Source organism: Arthrobacter flavus (assembly GCF_039526005.1).
Classification (GTDB): domain Bacteria; phylum Actinomycetota; class Actinomycetes; order Actinomycetales; family Micrococcaceae; genus Arthrobacter_D; species Arthrobacter_D flavus.
The window spans coordinates 24291-40703 of the sequence record NZ_BAAAIJ010000056.1 but is presented as its reverse complement, the minus strand read 5'-3'; the positions used below and the strand labels follow the sequence as shown (position 1 = coordinate 40703).

Sequence of the window (16413 nt, the reverse complement as noted above, 5' to 3'; positions counted from 1 at the left end):
GTGGCAATATTCACCGACCCGATCCGTGAGTATGCGCATTTCGGACCAGGCGATGCGGAATGGTTGCATCTGCTGGTGGGGGATTGGCAGATGGTTGCTGATCTTGCGTTCGCCGACCTTGCGCTCTGGTTTCCCCTGGACGACGGTGGCTACGTGGCGCTGGCCCATGTACGGCCGTCCACCTCGCACACCGTATTTCATACGGACTTCGTGGGGGAACGGATCCGAGCCGATCTGCTTCCGCTGGTCGACAAAGCGTGGATGAGCCAAAAGATGGAACGCTCCGGGGACACGAACTGGACCACCGAAATGGCTATGCGGGTCGAAGCGGTACCGATGGTACGGAACGGCCGGACCCTCGCGGTGGTGACTACGCATATGGACCTCTCCAGCTCCCGAATGCCGTCGCGGCTTGAACTGACTTACCGCCAGTGCGCCCACGATCTCCTCCGAATGGGCACGCTCGGGCTGTGGCCCGATTTCGCAACCCCCACCGGTTCCCGGCGCGGGGCTCCGCGGGTTGGCGATGGTTTGATTCGGCTGGACGTCGAAGGCGTGATCCAGTACGCAAGCCCTAATGGCGTCTCGGCCTTCAGAAGGCTCGGGGACGTTGAGACCCTGGAGGGTCGGTCTCTGGCAGAGATAGTCACCTCGCTCCTCACCGACCGTCGTATGGTTGATGAAACCCTCCCGCTGGTGGTCACCGGCAGGATGCCCTGGCGCACCGAGATTGAATCACGGGGTGTGAGCCTGTCGCTGCGGGCCATACCCCTGCGCGATGAGAAAGACCGGTTCGGCGCATTGGTGTTGTGTCGGGATGTTTCTGAGTTGCGCCGCAGGGAGATGGAACTGGTCTCCAAAGACGCCACCATCCGGGAAATCCACCACCGGGTAAAGAACAACCTGCAGACGGTTGCCGCATTGCTGCGGATGCAATCGCGGCGCATGGTGAGCGACGAAGCCAAACAGGGGCTGGAGCAGGCGATGCGCCGGGTAGGGACTATCGCCCTGGTCCACGAGACCCTTTCGCAGGGGCTGTCGCAGAGCGTCGACTTCGACGAGCTTATTGCACGGCAGTTCCGGCTGTCGGCCGAGGTAGCGTCCCCCGCCCACGTAGTGCGGACCGAACGCGCAGGGTCGTTCGGTGAACTACCCAGTGACTTCGCCACACCATTGGCCCTGGTGATCAATGAACTGGTCACCAATGCCGTGGAGCATGGGCTCGCGGAACGAACCGGTACCGTGTGGCTCCTCGCCAATCGGCGGAAGGGCAGCGACGGAGACGAAATCCTCAACGTGACCGTCGCCGACGACGGGATCGGCCTGCCCTATGAGAACCACAAGGAGGGCCTTGGCCTTCAAATCGTCAGAACCCTGGTTACCAGTGAGTTGGATGGCACCATCGAGTGGGCGCCCCGGGAGGGCGGCGGGACAGCCGTGTCTATTGAGCTGGGATTGCATGACAACCGCTCGTGACAGCAGTCCGTTCCCGCGGCGCAAGACAACAAAAACGGATCGCCACCCTGAGATGGCGATCCGGTCTTGTAGTCGATATCCGGTCAGCGTTCGTGACCGCTGGGGATGTTAGGACGCGCGTCGGGCCCGAGCGGCACGACGTTTGAGAGCGCGGCGCTCATCTTCACTCAGTCCACCCCAGACTCCAGCATCCTGTCCTGATTCGATGGCCCACTGAAGGCAGGTGTCAACCACCTGACAACGACGGCAAACGCTCTTGGCTTCTTCGATCTGAAGAAGGGCAGGCCCAGTATTTCCGACCGGGAAAAACAGCTCCGGGTCCTTATCCAGACATGCAGCGCGGCTACGCCAATCCATGTACGATCACTTTCTCCTTCGGCGATCCGTGCTTGTGAAAACATTCACGAACGGCCACATAGTAAAGGGGCCAGTACGGCCCCCGGTTGCTTCTTCCTCAAGGCTGTCACGTTAAATCGACTCAAACAAGAGGAAACAAGCCGTAAATTGTGCAATCTGGTGAGTTATACGTCACAGCCATTAGCAGCTGGCACAAAATCAATGCGTGACTTTCATTCGACTATGTCGGGTGACTGCCTTCGTGTCAAGACCTCGGATGCTCGGCAGGATCATCATGACTAGGCTTGAGAAACCACAAGCCTCGACGGCTGGACCCAGGATTTGGGGTGCGGAAATCGTTCCCGGCGATTGACTAGATGATATGGATACGTTGATGCAGAAAGCGCAGCTAAAACGAACGACTTTCCCTCGAGCGGCGTGCTGATGGCGGGCGCAATTGGAGAGGCAACACCCGAACCACCCTCCAGCCCTGCCCGTCCGGCCGGAGCGATACTTATCGCCGCAATTTTGTTGCTGGAGGCCCTCGGGCTGTTCACCGCCGCCGGATGGTACCTGTACGGCCTCCTTACCAGTACGCCGACGTCGCTCGGCGGGGCGGTCTTTACGATGGTATTCCTGGTGGTTCTCGCGATCTGGCTGCTGTTCGTTAGTTACCACCTCCTCCGCGGGTACCGCTGGACGAGATCCGCTGCCCTGGTGTTCCAACTCTTTATGATCGTGATCGCCGTGCCCACGCTGTCAGCCGGTGTCGTGATGGTGGGCGTTGCGCTATTACTCCCTGCGGCGGCAGTCGTCCTGCTGCTGTTCACCAAGCCAGTTCTCGCCCACACGACGCGTACAGCCGACAACCCCAAGGTTCTCTAATTAGGGGGGAGGGCAATCTGGACCTCGCATGGGTCACCGTTGCCCAGTTGAAACCCACGCCCCGGGGTGGGGTGATCATCACAGTCCAGTCGTACCCCGAAAAAGTCCCCGTCGGATGGTTGCCGGGGGGACAGCACCATTCCTGTCCTTGCTGATCGTGCCTGGACTGCCAACGGGATTCTGGTGACCGCAGGGTTGTTCAGGGCCGTAAGAATGAGCCGATAACCCGCCGTGGCCAGCGCAGCGAGATGGCGGTGCGTCTCGGGTGCGAGTCGATCGGCGTCATCAATCAGGAGCAACGCATCAGGTGGCTCGACACCTCCGCGCGGGGTCAGGTCGAGGTCCCTCCAGAAAGAGTCCGGTTCGGTCTCCGAACCCGGACACAGACATTTCGTTCCGGTGGGTACCGACGCCGCGATCCGGTTCAGGAGGGTGGTGCGGCCTGAACCTGCGCTGCCCAGGACGAGGAACACCGAACCCCTGGTCGGTTCGAGGTAAACCACTCCCAGCTCGTCGCCGCCGACGCCGATTGGGACGCGCAGGGGCCCACCAACCGGGGCTTTGAACAGGTCGGCGGATTCATGGACCACCGAGGGAAGAGGGAGCACCCGGAAGGGTTGGTTCGTCGGCCGAGGGCCGGTGGCAAGGTTGAGGGCGGATTCGGTCGCTCGTCCGAGGGCCACCTGTCCCAGAGCGCCCGCTGTGGACCCGATCGGCCCCTGAGCCAGACAGCGGCCCGGGAGATCTTCCGTTGGCACATGTGCTGGCCACGTCAGAATTGACTCTCGGCCTGCGCCGAGCGGGAAATACAATCGATTGTGAATCAGAGTAAAAAACTGGGAAGTTGTCAGCTCACGTCCGCCGGCAGCCACCAGGGTGGTACCGGCGGCAGGGCCGTCCCGGGCAATGTCCTGCAAGAGTCCTTCGCCCCAAGCCCAGCGACTGTTTCGGAGCGCTCCCGCCCAGCGGCCCCATCCGGAAATGACCACAACTAGCCCAGGGCTGGGCAGAGCACCGTTGCCGGACCCTAGCGAATGCGAAAGCCGGGTAGTGACCTGCTCGGATACCAGTCTGAGGACGCGTGCAGCTCGTTTGATCTCCGGCGAGCCGACATACGCGCCTACTTGAGGGGCCGTGGCCACCCACCTGAGGCTTCCGTCGCCGTCGAGAAGATACAGGTGATGGTCCGGTAGTCGGTGCACCAGCTGGTCGACGAGGTGTACCAGGGCATCGGAAGTGCCACCCGGCCGGCAGCCAACCAGCGCGAGATGAGAGTGCTCACCAGGGGACCACTGGAGTTGGCGTTGGGACTGCTGCTCCGGCAAGTCAAGGAGCCCCAAGGGGACAGTGTCTGGCGGGCTGGCCAGGTCTGAAAATGGTGGCAATACCGCAGGTAGCTCGGGCAAGACCGGATAGTGCAGCGGAGCGCCCGGGTTCATCGCCGCGGCGGTAGCCAGCACAGTCACCAGCCGTGTCGCCAGGTCAGGCGCTTTGGGCAGGGGAGTCGCCGTCCGCTGGTCGCCCGGCACCGTGATTGGGCTGGTGGCTTCTGGCTGACGGAGGTGACTCGCGAGGTCGACAACTCCAGAACCGGTCACACCCTCGATCTCGACTGCCCCTGTTGAGGCAGTCTGAAATTCGATCGGGTTCCCGGATCCCCTTTTCAGGAAGGCTCGCCCAGGTGCATCCACCGGGATAGCGGATGCCGCTGCGGATCCGATGAGGTCGTGAGACTCAAGGGCTGATCCGACCCGGAGCGCCATGGTGGCGGTCACGTTGGCCCTGATATCAGGGGACAGGGCCCCCTGGGGGCGTTGGGTTGCCATGACCAGGTGAATGCCCAGGGACCGCCCGAGCGTGGCCACGCGCATCAAATCCGCCATCGCACCAGGAACCTCGTCCACGAGCATGCGAAACTCATCGATGACCAGAACCAGGCGGGGAAGCGCTGGTCTGTCGGCGTCCGGCCACTCGCGGATATCACCGACGAGATAGCGGGCGAAGAGTTGCTCCCGTCGCTTGATCTCCGCCAGCAAGGACTTCAGCGCTCGCGCCACCGCGGCCGCCGACAGATCGGTCAGCAGACCGACGGAATGCGGCAGGTCGGAGAGAATCCGTAACGCAGCACCACCCTTGAAGTCGATGAAGAGAAAGTTCACGTCGTTGGGACTGTGGTGGAGCGCAATGGAAAGAACCAGCGTTCTGAGGAGCTCTGATTTACCCGATCCAGTAGTCCCCGCGATGAGCACGTGTGGTCCGTCCGCGACCAGGTCAAAACTCAGGGCGCCCGCAGCGCTGGGGGCGATTGGCGCGGCCAGGCCTGGCGAGGGCCTGGCCCAGGTGTGGATCACCTGCTCAGGTGCGGTTGGCGCAAGGCGGGCGAGGCTGGACCGGCTAAACGGGATGGGGAAATCCTGGCCAATACTCGCCACCGGCGCACGGACATCAGTGAACGCCCGGCTGGCCTGCGCGCGGGTAAGTCGGCCGAACGACCGACTACTCACCAGGTCAGGGCGGAAACTGCTCTGATACCCGTCGGCCAGCAGGTCCGCCTCACCGTCGCGAAGCTTGATCCGCATTGAACACCTGTCCGGACCTGAGGGCAGCTCCTGCCCAGGGCTGATCCCAAACCTGAAAACCGCCGCTAACCGTCCCCTCGGCGGATTCCATCGTGCACATGAGCCGAACAGGAGCACCGGGACCGAGGCGCGGGCCCGGGAAAGTTCGGTCAGTGCCGTGTCCGTATCAGCCAGGACGATGCCAGGTAGAAAGCGAGCATCCACTGGCAGTTCCTCGTAGGTTCCGACGCAGATCGCGGCTCCGGGCGAATGGCTGAGCTGAAGCAGCAGCGATCGAGCCAGTCCCTGCAGGTGGTGTCTGGAGCCGGAAACACTGATCTCGGGCACAGGACATGATGCTCCGCTGGAGGCTAGCTCAACGACGACCGGAGCATCAGTCAACAATGGCGGGGCGTAAACTGAGCCTGCCGGCTTGACCACCAAATTCGCCTGCTGAAGCCCCTCCCCAAACCGCACATAGACCGGGACTCCGTCCGTCGTACGGTGTGCTTCCTGATCGGTTTCGGGCGACGCGATGGCCTGCAGAGCCAACCACCCGACGTCGGACACGGCCCGTCGTCGATCGCGGTCTACCTCGGCTGCCTGGGCCAGGGCGGCGGCGAAAATACGGCGTGCACGGCGGCGGGCCACCAGTGGAGCCAAGCCGACCCCGGCCGACAGCACGCTGAAGCCCAGAAAAAGCCACATCCCGGTGGTCACAGCTAGACCTACGCCCAGAGCGAGCGGCAGCAGGGCGGCAGCCAGCATCGCGGGATTTGCGGTGACCGAGTGCGGGCGCGCTACTTCAAGGGGCTCTGCAAGCTGGGGAACCGGTTCGCCCGGCGGGGGCTGATCGGCCAGTGAGAGACGGCACCGGCTACCCCCTAGTCTGATCCTGGATGTGACCGAGACGGTCACTTCATCTATCGGCGAATCATCAACCCAGGTCCCGTTGTCTGAGGAGACGTCCCGCAGCAGGACACGATTGAGTTCGACGGTCAGCAGCGCGTGGACCCGCGATACCTCAGGATCGTCCAGGACAATGTCAGTTCCCTTGCGTCCGACCGAGTAGGTACCGCGGGTGAGCCCGATCAGCTGGCCAGCATCCGGACCGGAACAAACAACAAAGACCAGGTGTGACGGTGCCGGTCCACCCCGGGGCCGGTCCGGGCAAGGGGCGCTACCACCTGCCACCAGCACTGCACCACTTACCAAGGGCGCCATGCCGAGGATCAGTTCCTCGAGAGGCTGACCCGCGACGCTGCATGCCCCCGTGTTGTAGTCAGCACACAAAGCATCTCTGAGCGCCAGGGCCGACTTGACCAACGAGGTGTCAACGACCAGCTCAACCCTCCCGCCCTGTGGCGGCGCCGAAGGACAGGGTGCCCAAACAAGTGTGAGGTGAAGCAGCATGAGCGCAGACCTTCGACGGGGATCCGACGTTTTCTGTCACCGACGCTATCGGCAGGTGGCAGGTCGGGCAGCCTGACGAGGCGGAAAGTGGACAAGCTCAGATCAGGCATTTTTCCCTGTGTGCCTATAGGCTTGACTACTGGGTCCGGCTGGACATGTTCGTTACCTGCCACTAGAGAAGGTCATTGTTTCGTGAAGATTGCTGTTATTGCGCTTGGGAAAATCGGGCTTCCGCTCGCCGTGCAGTTCGCGTCCAAGGGCCACGAGGTGGTCGGCGTGGATGTGAACGCACAGGTGGTGGAGTTGGTGAACCAGGCAGTTGAGCCGTTCCCGGGTGAAGCCCATTTGCAGGAGAAGCTGACGGAACTGGTTCCGGCGGGAAAGCTGCGGGCCACCACTGATTACTCGGATGCGGTGCCTGGCGCTGATGCTGTGGTGTTGGTGGTTCCATTGTTCGTTGATGAGGATGCCAAGCCTGATTTCGGGTGGATGGATGCGGCAACGACTGAGCTGGCGAAGCATTTGACGCCTGGCACGTTGGTGTCATTTGAGACGACGCTTCCGGTGGGTACGACCCGGACGCGGTGGAAGCCGATGCTTGAGGCCGGTTCAGGTCTGGTCGAGGGTGAGGATTTCCATTTGGTGTTCTCCCCTGAGCGGGTGCTGACTGGCCGGGTGTTCGAAGATTTGAGGAAGTACCCGAAGCTGGTGGGTGGGTTGTCCCCGGCCGGCGCGGCGACTGCTGTTGAGTTTTATGAGGCTGTCCTGGACTTCGATGACCGCCCCAATCTGGTCCGGGGCAATGGTGTCTGGGATTTGGGTTCCGCTGAGGCGTCGGAGCTGTCGAAGTTGGCTGAGACGACGTACCGGGATGTGAATATTGGGTTGGCTAACCAGTTTGCCCGGTTCGCGGCGACGACCGGGATTGATATTTATCAGGTGATCGATGCGTCGAACTCGCAGCCGTATAGCCACATCCATCAGCCGGGTATCGCGGTGGGCGGTCACTGCATTCCGGTGTATCCGCGGTTGTACCTGTGGAATGACCCTGATGCGACGGTGGTCCGTGCCGCGCGTGAGGCTAACGCTGGTATGCCGGACTACACGATCGGGCTCCTTGAGGGTGCGTATGGCGACTTGCAGGGTGCACGGGTGGTGGTGCTTGGCGCCGCGTATCGCGGTGAGGTGAAGGAGACGGCCTTTTCCGGGGTGTTCGCTGCCGTTGATGCGCTCAAGGCCCGTGGTGCTACCGCGTTGGTGCATGATCCGATGTACACGGATGAGGAACTACAGCGTCTGGGTTTCGAGGCGTACCACCTGGGTGAGCCGATCGATGCTGCCGTGGTGCAGGCCAACCACAAGTCGTATGCGTCGTTGGGTCCGGCTGATCTTCCCGGGGTGAAGGCGTTCATCGATGGGCGTCGGGTGAGTTCCGCTGAGCACTGGGACGGCGTGCTTTACCGGGTCATCGGCAAGGCCTGATCTTTTTGCGGCACGCGCTTCACAACGGAAGAAGGACTCGATGAGTTACATAGCTGACGGCGCTGACGTGTCCGCCCAGGCCACCTTGGGTGAGGGGACCAAGGTGTGGCATCTGGCTCAGGTGCGTGAGGACGCGGTCCTGGGCGAGAACTGCATCGTGGGCCGGGGGGCGTATATCGGGACCGGCGTTCAGATTGGCGCCAATACGAAAATCCAGAACTACGCGCTGGTCTATGAGCCGGCGTCGTTGGGTCGTGGGGTGTTTATCGGCCCGGCGGTGGTGTTGACCAATGACACGTACCCGCGGTCTGTGTCACCGGATGGTGAACTCAAGAGCGCCCACGACTGGACCCCGGTCGGCGTCACCATCGGCGACGGCGCGTCGATTGGTGCCCGGGCCGTCTGTGTGGCACCGGTGACGATCGGTGAGTGGGCCACTGTGGCGGCGGGCGCCGTCGTGACCAAGGATGTTCCGGCGTACGCCCTGATGGTGGGGGTGCCGGCGAAACGGGTCGGTTGGGTCGGTAAGGCCGGCCACCCGCTGCGCTACGAGGCGGGTACCTGGGTGTGCCCGGCCACCGGGGAACAGTACGAGGAAACGACACCCGCAGCGGGTTCAACAGCAGCGGATTTAACAGCGAGTTCAATACTGAAACCAGTAGGGGTAGAGGCATGAGTAAAGGGTTCATTCCGGCAGCGAAGCCGATTGTTGGGGACGACGAGCGGGCAGCGGTGGATGCGGTACTGCTTTCGGGGATGCTCGCGCAGGGCGCCGAGGTGGCGTCTTTCGAGACCGAGTTCTCCGACGTCCTGTTGGATGGTCGGGCGGCTGTGGCAGTGAATTCCGGGACGTCCGGGCTGCACCTGGGATTGTTGGCTGCGGGGGTGGGCCCGGGGGATGAGGTGATTGTGCCGTCCTTCACGTTCGCCGCGACGGCCAACTCGGTGGCACTGACTGGTGCGACACCGGTCTTCGCTGATATTGAGCTGGATCATTACTGCCTGGACATTGCCCACGTGGAGTCGTTGATTACCGACCGTACCAAGGGCATCATGCCGGTGCACCTGTACGGGCACCCCGCGAACATCGTTGCGTTCCGGGCCCTGGCCGATAAGCACTCGATTGGTTTGTTCGAAGACGCGGCGCAGGCTCACGGTGCGGGCCTGGACGGCCGGAAGGTGGGCACGTTCGGGGACTTCGCCATGTTCTCGCTGTATCCGACGAAGAACATGACCTCGGGTGAGGGCGGCATGGTCTCCACCGGCGACGCGACCGTTGAACGAAACCTGAGGTTGCTCCGCAACCAGGGGATGGAACGCCAGTATGAGAACGAGCTGGTGGGCTTCAACGCTCGGATGACCAACCTGCATGCTGCGATCGGGCGGGTCCAGTTGACCAAGGTGATGGGGTGGACGGCCCAGCGCAAAGCCAATGCTGCGTTCCTGGATGCGAATCTCACCGGTGTCGGCACCCCTGTCGTGGCTGCCGGAGCAGAGCATGTCTACCACCAGTACACGGTGCGGGTCGATGGTGGCGCTGCTGCCCGGGACAAGCTTGCTTCAGCGTTGAAGGAGGACTACCAGATTGGTTCGGGAGTGTATTACCCGATCCCGAACCACCGTCTGCCGTCCTTCATGCGAGAAGAGGACCTGCCCAACACGGAGATCGCAGCCCAGGAAGTGCTCTCCCTGCCGGTGCACCCGTCGCTGGACCAGGAAGACCTGGAACGTATCGTCGAAGCGGTCAACGCGTTGACCACGGCAGGAGCCTGAGCATGGCCGCTCTGAAAGTCGGTTTGATCGGGCTCGGCATGATGGGACGCCATCACGCCCGGGTGATCCGGGAAGTTGAAGGCCTCGAACTCATCGCTGTCGCCGACGCGTTCGGCGACCCGCACGGTGTCGCCGGGTCTCTGCCGGTCTGCGGTTCGGTCGAGGAGCTCATCGACCAGGGCATCGACATGGCTGTGTGCGCTGTCCCGACCGGGCTCCATGAGGAAGTCGGGCTGGCGTTGGCGGCCGCAGGAATCCACACCATGGTCGAGAAGCCCATCGCTTCGACCATCGACGGCGGGCAACGCCTCGTGGACGCCTTTGAAGAGCGCAACCTGGTCGGAGCGGTCGGTCACATCGAGCGGTTCAACCCTGCGTTGCAGTCACTGCGGGCCAGGATTGAGAACGGGGACCTCGGGGAGGTCTACCAGATCGCCACCCGCCGTCAGGGCCCGTTCCCGTCCCGCATCGCCGACGTCGGCGTCGTGAAGGACCTCGGCACCCACGACATTGATCTGACCGCTTGGCTCGCGCAATCACCCTTTGCATCAGTCTCCGCGCTGACCAGCACCCGGTCCGGGCGCCCACACGAGGATATGGTCACCGCGTCGTGCCAGCTGGAGAACGGCGTGATCACCTCTCACCTGGTGAACTGGCTCTCCCCGATGAAAGAACGCCTCACCGTGGTGACGGGGGAGAAGGGCGCGTTCGTCGCTGATACCCTCACCGCTGACCTGACGTTCTTCGAAAACGGCACCATCAACACCGAGTGGGAAGCCGTCTCCAACTTCAGGGGAGTCTCCGAAGGCAACATCACCCGCCTTGCCCTGACCAAACGCGAACCCCTCAGGTCCGAACACGAGGCCTTCAGGGATGCCGTGCTAGGCACCTCCAACAACATCGTCACCATGCGCGAAGGACTCAACACCCTCCGGGTAGCAGAGGCGATCATCGAATCGGCCACAACAATGTCGATGATAAGCCTCTCTGCGTGAAGCTCAGGGTTTTGGTCGCCACTCGCCTGTTTCCCCCCGAGGTAGGCGCCGCAGCCTTTCGTCTTGAGGCACTGGTGAGCGGTCTGCGTGAGGCCGGAGCATCGGTCCGGGTGCTGACGACCCAGCCGCCTAAAGAGACACCCGCTACCGCACGGCGTCCTGACGTCTCACGGTGGCCGGTGCTACGCGACGCTGGCGGCAATGTCAGGGGCTATGTGCAATACATGTCCTTCGACGTTCCCCTGTTCTTCAGGCTCCTGCTGTCGAGGGCCGACGTCGTCGTCTCGGAGCCGCCTCCCACCACAGGAGTGATGGTAGCGCTTAGCTCGATCCTGCGCCGTCGGCCTTATGTTTATTACGCGGCCGATGTCTGGACGGATGCCCTCGTCGCCATCCAGGCGCCCCGGTGGGTGATTGGTTGCATGCGCTTCCTGGAGGGGCACGCCCTGCGGAAAGCCAGCACCGTGATCGCCATCTCCGACGGAGTAGCCGACCAGATTGCTGCCTTCGATGTGGATCCGCAGCGTCTGACAGTGGTCAACAACGGGGTAGATACGATAGTATTCACCCGTGACGGTGAGTCAGCCCCGGCTGACTATCCATACTTCGTCTACACCGGAACGATGTCGGAGTGGCAGGGCGCTGGCATCTTTATTGAGGCGATCGCGCTGGTCGCCAAGGAATTTCCGGAAGTTCAGCTCCATTTCTTTGGTCAGGGCTCTGCAGAGACCGAACTGCGCCAGCTAGCGGACGACGTGGCGCCCAGCAGGGTTACCTTCGGTGGAGTGGTTCAGCCCGCGGTAGCAGCGCGATGGATCCGAGGAGCGACGGCCGCAGTGGTTAGTATCGTGCCGGACCAGGGATATGACTTCGCCAAACCTACCAAGATCTATGCGGCGGCAGCCTGCGGAACTCCCGTGATCTACGCCGGTGGGGGTGACTGCGCACGCATGGTCGCTGACAATGGACTCGGGCTCGCAGTCGAGTTCTCTGCTGAAGCAGTCGCCGAGAAAATGACCCTTATGCTTCGTCAGAGCGATGAGGGACGGGCAGCGCGCTCGGCGTGGGTCGAGGATCATGCCTCGCTGCGCCTGACAGGTCAACGCGCAGCGGCAGTGGTCCTGCGCTCCGTTACCTGACCAGTAGGGCGCGCACTACCTCAAGGGCTGCGTCGCCCTCGCCGTAAGGCGCGGCAGCGGTAGGGGATGGCTGTGGGCGCTGCACCGTCTCTGCCAGGACGCTCAGATCCTCGGACACCAGGACGTTCCAGCCCAGCTCGACCGTCTCCACCCACTCAGTCTCTGGGCGGATAGTGGTGCACGGCACCCGCAGCAGGAAGGCTTCCTTTTGCAGGCCGCCCGAGTCGGTAATGACGCCAGCACTGTTCATCACGGCATTAATCAGTCCGGGGTAAGCCAACGGCTGGCCCACGCGGATGGAACCGGTTTCCAGCTCGATGCCATGGCGTGCCGCGAGATCCACCAGGCGTGGGTGAGCCAGCAGCAGTACCGGCTTGTCGAGTTCAGACAGCGAAGTGACGATCTGCTGGAGTCGGCCCAGATCGTCTGTATTGTCCGGTCGATGAATGGTGCTCACGTAGTAGCCGCCACTGACCATCCCGGTCGGTAGCGGCTCGTTCTGCGACACCAGTGAATCACGGGTCTTGAACAGGACATCGGTCATCACATCGCCAACGAGCACGCTCTTCGGCGCCAATCCCTCAGTGGCAAGATGGGCCATCGCTGTTTCCGTGGGTGCCAACAGGAGGTCGGAGGCGTGGTCAGTCAGTACCCGGTTGTGCTCCTCAGGCATCCTGCGGTTAAACGAGCGGAGACCCGCCTCGAGATGCGCCACCGGAATGTGGAGTTTTACAGCCGCGAGGGCTGCTGCGAGAGTTGAGTTGGTGTCTCCGTAGACGAGCACCATGTCAGGGCGTTCCTGCTCGAAAATCTCCTCAAGTCCGGTGAGCATCGCCCCGGTCTGCTTGCCATGCTTGCCCGATCCCACACCCAGGTTGTAGTCCGGGGCGGGAATGGCTAGGTCCTGAAAAAACACATCCGACATCAGGGAGTCGTAGTGCTGGCCAGTATGAACGATGATGTGCTCAACCTGGCCCTTCATTGCTGCGGCGATGGGGGCGAGCTTGACGAACTGTGGGCGTGCGCCAACGACGCTAAGGATACGCATGGGTTCCACTTTAGCGGTTGCCCAGTGGCCCAAATACAAGGCGCAACACGATTCTCCGGTAATCTTGTGCAGGCAGAGCGCTGAGTAGTCAGCGCTGCCCCCAACAATTCAGGAGTGTTTGTGAACGTTGACCTCGTTGTCGTAGGGTCGGGTTTTTTCGGCCTGACCATTGCTGAACGGGCGGCCACCGAGCTCGGCCTGAAGGTAGCGGTCATTGACCGTCGTCACCACATTGGTGGTAATGCCTACAGCGAGAAGGAAGCGCAAACCGGCATCGAGGTCCACCGGTACGGGGCGCACCTGTTCCACACCTCCAACGAACGGGTCTGGGAGTATGTGAGCCGGTTCACCGAGTTCACCAACTATGTGCACAAGGTGTACTCAAGCCATCAGGGCGAGGTCTACCCCATGCCCATCAACCTGGGCACGATCAACCAATTCTTCAGGTCCTCCTACGGGCCTGCCGAGGCGCGGGCGCTCATTCAGGAGCAGGCCGGGGAACTGGCGGGGACCGACCCGCAGAACCTCAACGACAAGGGGATCCAGCTCATTGGTCGGCCGCTCTACGAGGCGTTCATCAAACATTACACAGGCAAACAGTGGCAGACCGATCCCCGGGACCTACCCGCGGAGATCATCTCCCGCCTCCCGGTCCGCTACACGTACGACAACCGGTACTTCAACGACAAGTACGAGGGTCTGCCCGTAGACGGGTATACGGCGTGGATCGAACGGATGGCAGACCACCCCAACATCCAGGTACAGCTCAACACCGACTTCTTCGATGACAATCACGAGTTCTCCCGGGCAGCGACTCTGGGCCAGGTTCCCGTGATCTATACCGGACCGGTCGACCGTTACTTCGACTACGCCGAAGGCGACCTGTCATGGCGAACCATTGACTTGGAAGAAGAGGTTCTCCCAGTGGAGGATTTCCAGGGCTGCTCAGTGATGAACTACCCGGATGAGGATGTGGCCTACACACGGATCCACGAGTTCCGTCATTTCCACCCCGAACGGGATTACACCAAGGACGCAACCGTCATTATGCGCGAGTTCTCCCGGTTTGCGCAGAAAGACGACGAGCCGTACTACCCGGTGAACACCAGCGATGACCGTGCCAAGCTGAGCGCGTACCGCGACCTCGCCAAAGGTGAGAAATCGGTGCTGTTCGGTGGCCGGCTGGGTACCTACAAATACCTTGACATGCACATGGCAATCGGCTCAGCGCTGTCCATGTACGACAACAAACTCAAGCCGCACTTCACCGGCGGCACCAAGCTCGAAAGCGGAGGGGTAGACGCATGAGCGACGCAAACACGACGACTACCGATAGTGGCAGCGGATCAGCCTGGCAGACTCTCCAGCGCGTCGTCCTGCCCAATCAGAGTGACCTCGACACGGCGCCGCTCTACATGGACACGGGAAGTGCACTCAGTGTGCAGCTGAACACCATGGACGGCAGCGTTTCCCCCCAGGGTGTCGGGTCGGCGCGCAGCGGCGATGCGAAGGAAATTCATGCCGAGGACTTCAAGTCCCGCCGCTCAACCTTGGTGAGGTCTGGCGAGCGTGTCTCCTTCGGCACCTACTTCAACGCGTTCCCTGCCAGCTACTGGCGCCGCTGGACCACAATCCAGTCGGTACGACTCAGTGTTGCCACCACGGGCGACGGCGGAATCAGCGTCTACAAATCCAACGCGCGTGGTTCCCTGCAACACGTGGAAACCAAGCGGGTCACTGACTCGTCAGTGACGACCTTCGATCTGTCCCTTGCCCCGTTCGGGGACGGTGGCTGGTACTGGTTCGACCTCGTGGCCGGGTCCGGCAGCTTGGTCCTGGACGAAGCCGAGTGGCAGGCGCCGCATTCAGTCGCGGCCCAGGGGTCGATCACCCTTGAGATCACCACCCTGAACAAACCTGATTTCTGCCTCAACAACCTCTCGATCCTGGCAGACCACCCCGAGGCGCTGACACCCCTGAAGGAAATCCTGGTTGTCGATCAGGGCACCCAAAAGGTCGCAGACCAGCCCGGCTTCGCCGAAGTGGAAGCAGCACTCCAGGGGAAACTGCGGATCATCAACCAGGCCAACCTGGGCGGTTCAGGCGGTTTTGCCCGCGGCATGTACGAGGCGGTGGAGAACGGCAGCGACTACGCTCTGCTGCTCGACGACGACGTTGTGATCGAGCCAGAGAGCATCGCCAGGCTGTTGACCTTCGCGGATCACTGCAAAACTCCGACCATCGTCGGCGGGCACATGTTCGACCTGTACAACCGAACCGTTCTCCACACCTTTGGTGAGACAGTGAACCCGTGGCGCTTCCAGCCGGACCAGCCAGTGGCCGGTCAGGTGCTGGGCCATGACTTTGTCCGCTCCAACCTTCGCCACACGCCCTGGCTACACCGCCGGGTCGATGTGGACTACAACGGCTGGTGGATGTGCCTGATCCCCACAACAGTTATTCGCGACATTGGCTTGTCGCTACCCGTGTTCATCAAGTGGGACGACGCCGAATACGGGCTGCGCGCCAAAGCCGCGGGCTACCCGACCGTATCCATGCCAGGCTCGGCGGTGTGGCACGTCTCCTGGATCGACAAGGACGACCTGGTGGGCTGGCAGGCCTACTTCCACACCCGTAACCGAATGATCGCCGCCCTGATCCACAGCCCTTACGAGCATGGTGGACGTGTGGTTCGTGAATCCGGGTACATGGACATCAAGCACCTGATTTCGATGCAGTACTACACGGCGCGGGGCAGGATCATGGCTCTCCAGGACATCCTGAAGGGTCCGGAGCAGCTCCATGAGGTGCTCCCGACCAAGCTCACCGACATCCGGGCAATGTCCAAGGACTTCCCTGATTCCCAGTTCAAGACTGACCCTGATGCCTTCCCGGGGGCACGGATGGACAAACCACCGCGGCAGGGGCAGGGCTTCCAAGCTCCCTCCTATGCCACGCTGGTGCCGTGGGCGGCAAAGACGATCGTACGCCAGCTGAGCAAGCCGGTGCAGGACTCGAGCCGGGAACGGCCGCAAGCCTTTGTGGCGCACCAGGACAACAAGTGGTGGCGGATGTCGCAGTACGACAGCGCAGTTGTCTCCAACGCCGAAGGCAGTGGAGCGTCTTGGTACCAGAGGGATCCCAAAAAGCTGCGTGCCATGCTCACTGAAGCGGGTCGGCTGAACGCTGAAATCCTTCGGAACTGGCCCCAGTTGAGCGCCAGATACAAGGCGGCTGCCGAAGAGATCACCTCCTTCGAGTCCTGGAAAAAGACCTTCGAAGAAAACTCCGAGAAGAGCGGATAGCGG

12 protein-coding genes are annotated in these 16413 nt (G+C 62.1%); 9 read left to right on the top strand and 3 right to left on the bottom strand.

Translation table 11 applies throughout. The features are described from left to right. Entirely contained in the window at positions 1 to 1476 is a 1476-nt protein-coding gene (locus tag ABD059_RS14285; protein ID WP_343881206.1) for a sensor histidine kinase, read from the top strand. A 108-nt stretch (positions 1477 to 1584) separates the two neighbouring features. Here the strand turns inward: ABD059_RS14285 and ABD059_RS14280 are convergent, their stop codons facing one another. Beyond that, the gene (locus ABD059_RS14280) at positions 1585 to 1833 is read right to left on the bottom strand and encodes a WhiB family transcriptional regulator (RefSeq protein WP_019483052.1); all 249 of its coding nucleotides are present in this window, start codon (positions 1831 to 1833) and stop codon (positions 1585 to 1587) included. Positions 1834 to 2256: 423 nt separating this feature from the next. Between ABD059_RS14280 and ABD059_RS14275 the strand changes: the two genes are divergently transcribed. Further along, the gene (locus tag ABD059_RS14275) at positions 2257 to 2697 is read left to right on the top strand and encodes a hypothetical protein (RefSeq protein WP_343881202.1); all 441 of its coding nucleotides are present in this window, start codon (positions 2257 to 2259) and stop codon (positions 2695 to 2697) included. Here the strand turns inward: ABD059_RS14275 and ABD059_RS14270 are convergent. Beyond that, the gene (locus ABD059_RS14270) at positions 2694 to 6668 is read right to left on the bottom strand and encodes a type VII secretion EssC family protein (RefSeq protein WP_343881200.1); all 3975 of its coding nucleotides are present in this window, start codon (positions 6666 to 6668) and stop codon (positions 2694 to 2696) included. The two genes, ABD059_RS14275 and ABD059_RS14270, sit on opposite strands and share 4 nt — an antisense overlap. A gap of 192 nt (positions 6669 to 6860) precedes the next feature. Here ABD059_RS14270 and ABD059_RS14265 point away from each other — a divergent pair, with 192 nt between their 5' ends. Genes ABD059_RS14265 through ABD059_RS14245 form a run of 5 tightly spaced genes read left to right on the top strand, consistent with a single transcriptional unit; the run spans position 6861 to position 12057 of the window. Then, on the top strand, positions 6861 to 8150 hold the full coding sequence (locus ABD059_RS14265; RefSeq protein ID WP_343881198.1) for a nucleotide sugar dehydrogenase: 1290 nt from the start codon (positions 6861 to 6863) through the stop codon (positions 8148 to 8150). Positions 8151 to 8190: 40 nt separating this feature from the next. Beyond that, positions 8191 to 8826 carry an acyltransferase gene (locus tag ABD059_RS14260; RefSeq protein ID WP_343881196.1) on the top strand — a complete coding sequence of 212 codons (636 nt, stop codon included), beginning with the start codon at positions 8191 to 8193 and terminating at the stop codon, positions 8824 to 8826. Beyond that, positions 8823 to 9923 carry a DegT/DnrJ/EryC1/StrS family aminotransferase gene (locus tag ABD059_RS14255; RefSeq protein WP_343881193.1) on the top strand — a complete coding sequence of 367 codons (1101 nt, stop codon included), beginning with the start codon at positions 8823 to 8825 and terminating at the stop codon, positions 9921 to 9923. Before ABD059_RS14260 ends, ABD059_RS14255 begins: the two co-directional genes overlap by 4 nt. Positions 9924 to 9925: 2 nt before the next feature. Then, positions 9926 to 10918, top strand: a complete 993-nt coding sequence (locus ABD059_RS14250; protein WP_343881191.1) for a Gfo/Idh/MocA family oxidoreductase — start codon at positions 9926 to 9928, stop codon at positions 10916 to 10918. After that, positions 10915 to 12057: a glycosyltransferase family 4 protein gene (locus ABD059_RS14245; RefSeq protein ID WP_343881188.1), complete on the top strand. Its 1143-nt coding sequence runs from the start codon at positions 10915 to 10917 to the stop codon at positions 12055 to 12057. Before ABD059_RS14250 ends, ABD059_RS14245 begins: the two co-directional genes overlap by 4 nt. On the opposite strand, the gene wecB is transcribed toward ABD059_RS14245, so the two are convergent. Continuing rightward, entirely contained in the window at positions 12050 to 13105 is a 1056-nt protein-coding gene (gene wecB / locus ABD059_RS14240) for a non-hydrolyzing UDP-N-acetylglucosamine 2-epimerase (RefSeq protein WP_343881186.1), read from the bottom strand. The genes ABD059_RS14245 and wecB overlap by 8 nt on opposite strands. A 120-nt stretch (positions 13106 to 13225) precedes the next feature. Here wecB and glf point away from each other — a divergent pair, with 120 nt between their 5' ends. Both glf and ABD059_RS14230 read left to right on the top strand, forming a co-directional pair. Then, complete coding sequence (glf, locus tag ABD059_RS14235) at positions 13226 to 14413, top strand: UDP-galactopyranose mutase (RefSeq protein WP_343881184.1); 1188 nt, start codon at positions 13226 to 13228, stop codon at positions 14411 to 14413. Continuing rightward, positions 14410 to 16410, top strand: coding sequence for a glycosyltransferase (locus ABD059_RS14230; protein ID WP_343881182.1), 2001 nt, complete (start codon positions 14410 to 14412; stop codon positions 16408 to 16410). The genes glf and ABD059_RS14230 overlap by 4 nt, the downstream gene beginning before the upstream one ends. The last annotated feature ends 3 nt before the right edge of the window (positions 16411 to 16413 follow it).

Coding starts and splice junctions, on each gene's coding strand:
- wecB (WP_343881186.1), bottom strand. CDS start 13,105: ATGCGTATCCTTAGCGTCGTTGGCGCACGCCCACAGTTCGTCAAGCTC.
- ABD059_RS14250 (WP_343881191.1), top strand. CDS start 9,926: ATGGCCGCTCTGAAAGTCGGTTTGATCGGGCTCGGCATGATGGGACGC.
- ABD059_RS14230 (WP_343881182.1), top strand. CDS start 14,410: ATGAGCGACGCAAACACGACGACTACCGATAGTGGCAGCGGATCAGCC.
- ABD059_RS14260 (WP_343881196.1), top strand. CDS start 8,191: ATGAGTTACATAGCTGACGGCGCTGACGTGTCCGCCCAGGCCACCTTG.
- ABD059_RS14280 (WP_019483052.1), bottom strand. CDS start 1,833: ATGGATTGGCGTAGCCGCGCTGCATGTCTGGATAAGGACCCGGAGCTG.
- ABD059_RS14275 (WP_343881202.1), top strand. CDS start 2,257: ATGGCGGGCGCAATTGGAGAGGCAACACCCGAACCACCCTCCAGCCCT.
- ABD059_RS14270 (WP_343881200.1), bottom strand. CDS start 6,668: ATGCTGCTTCACCTCACACTTGTTTGGGCACCCTGTCCTTCGGCGCCG.
- ABD059_RS14255 (WP_343881193.1), top strand. CDS start 8,823: ATGAGTAAAGGGTTCATTCCGGCAGCGAAGCCGATTGTTGGGGACGAC.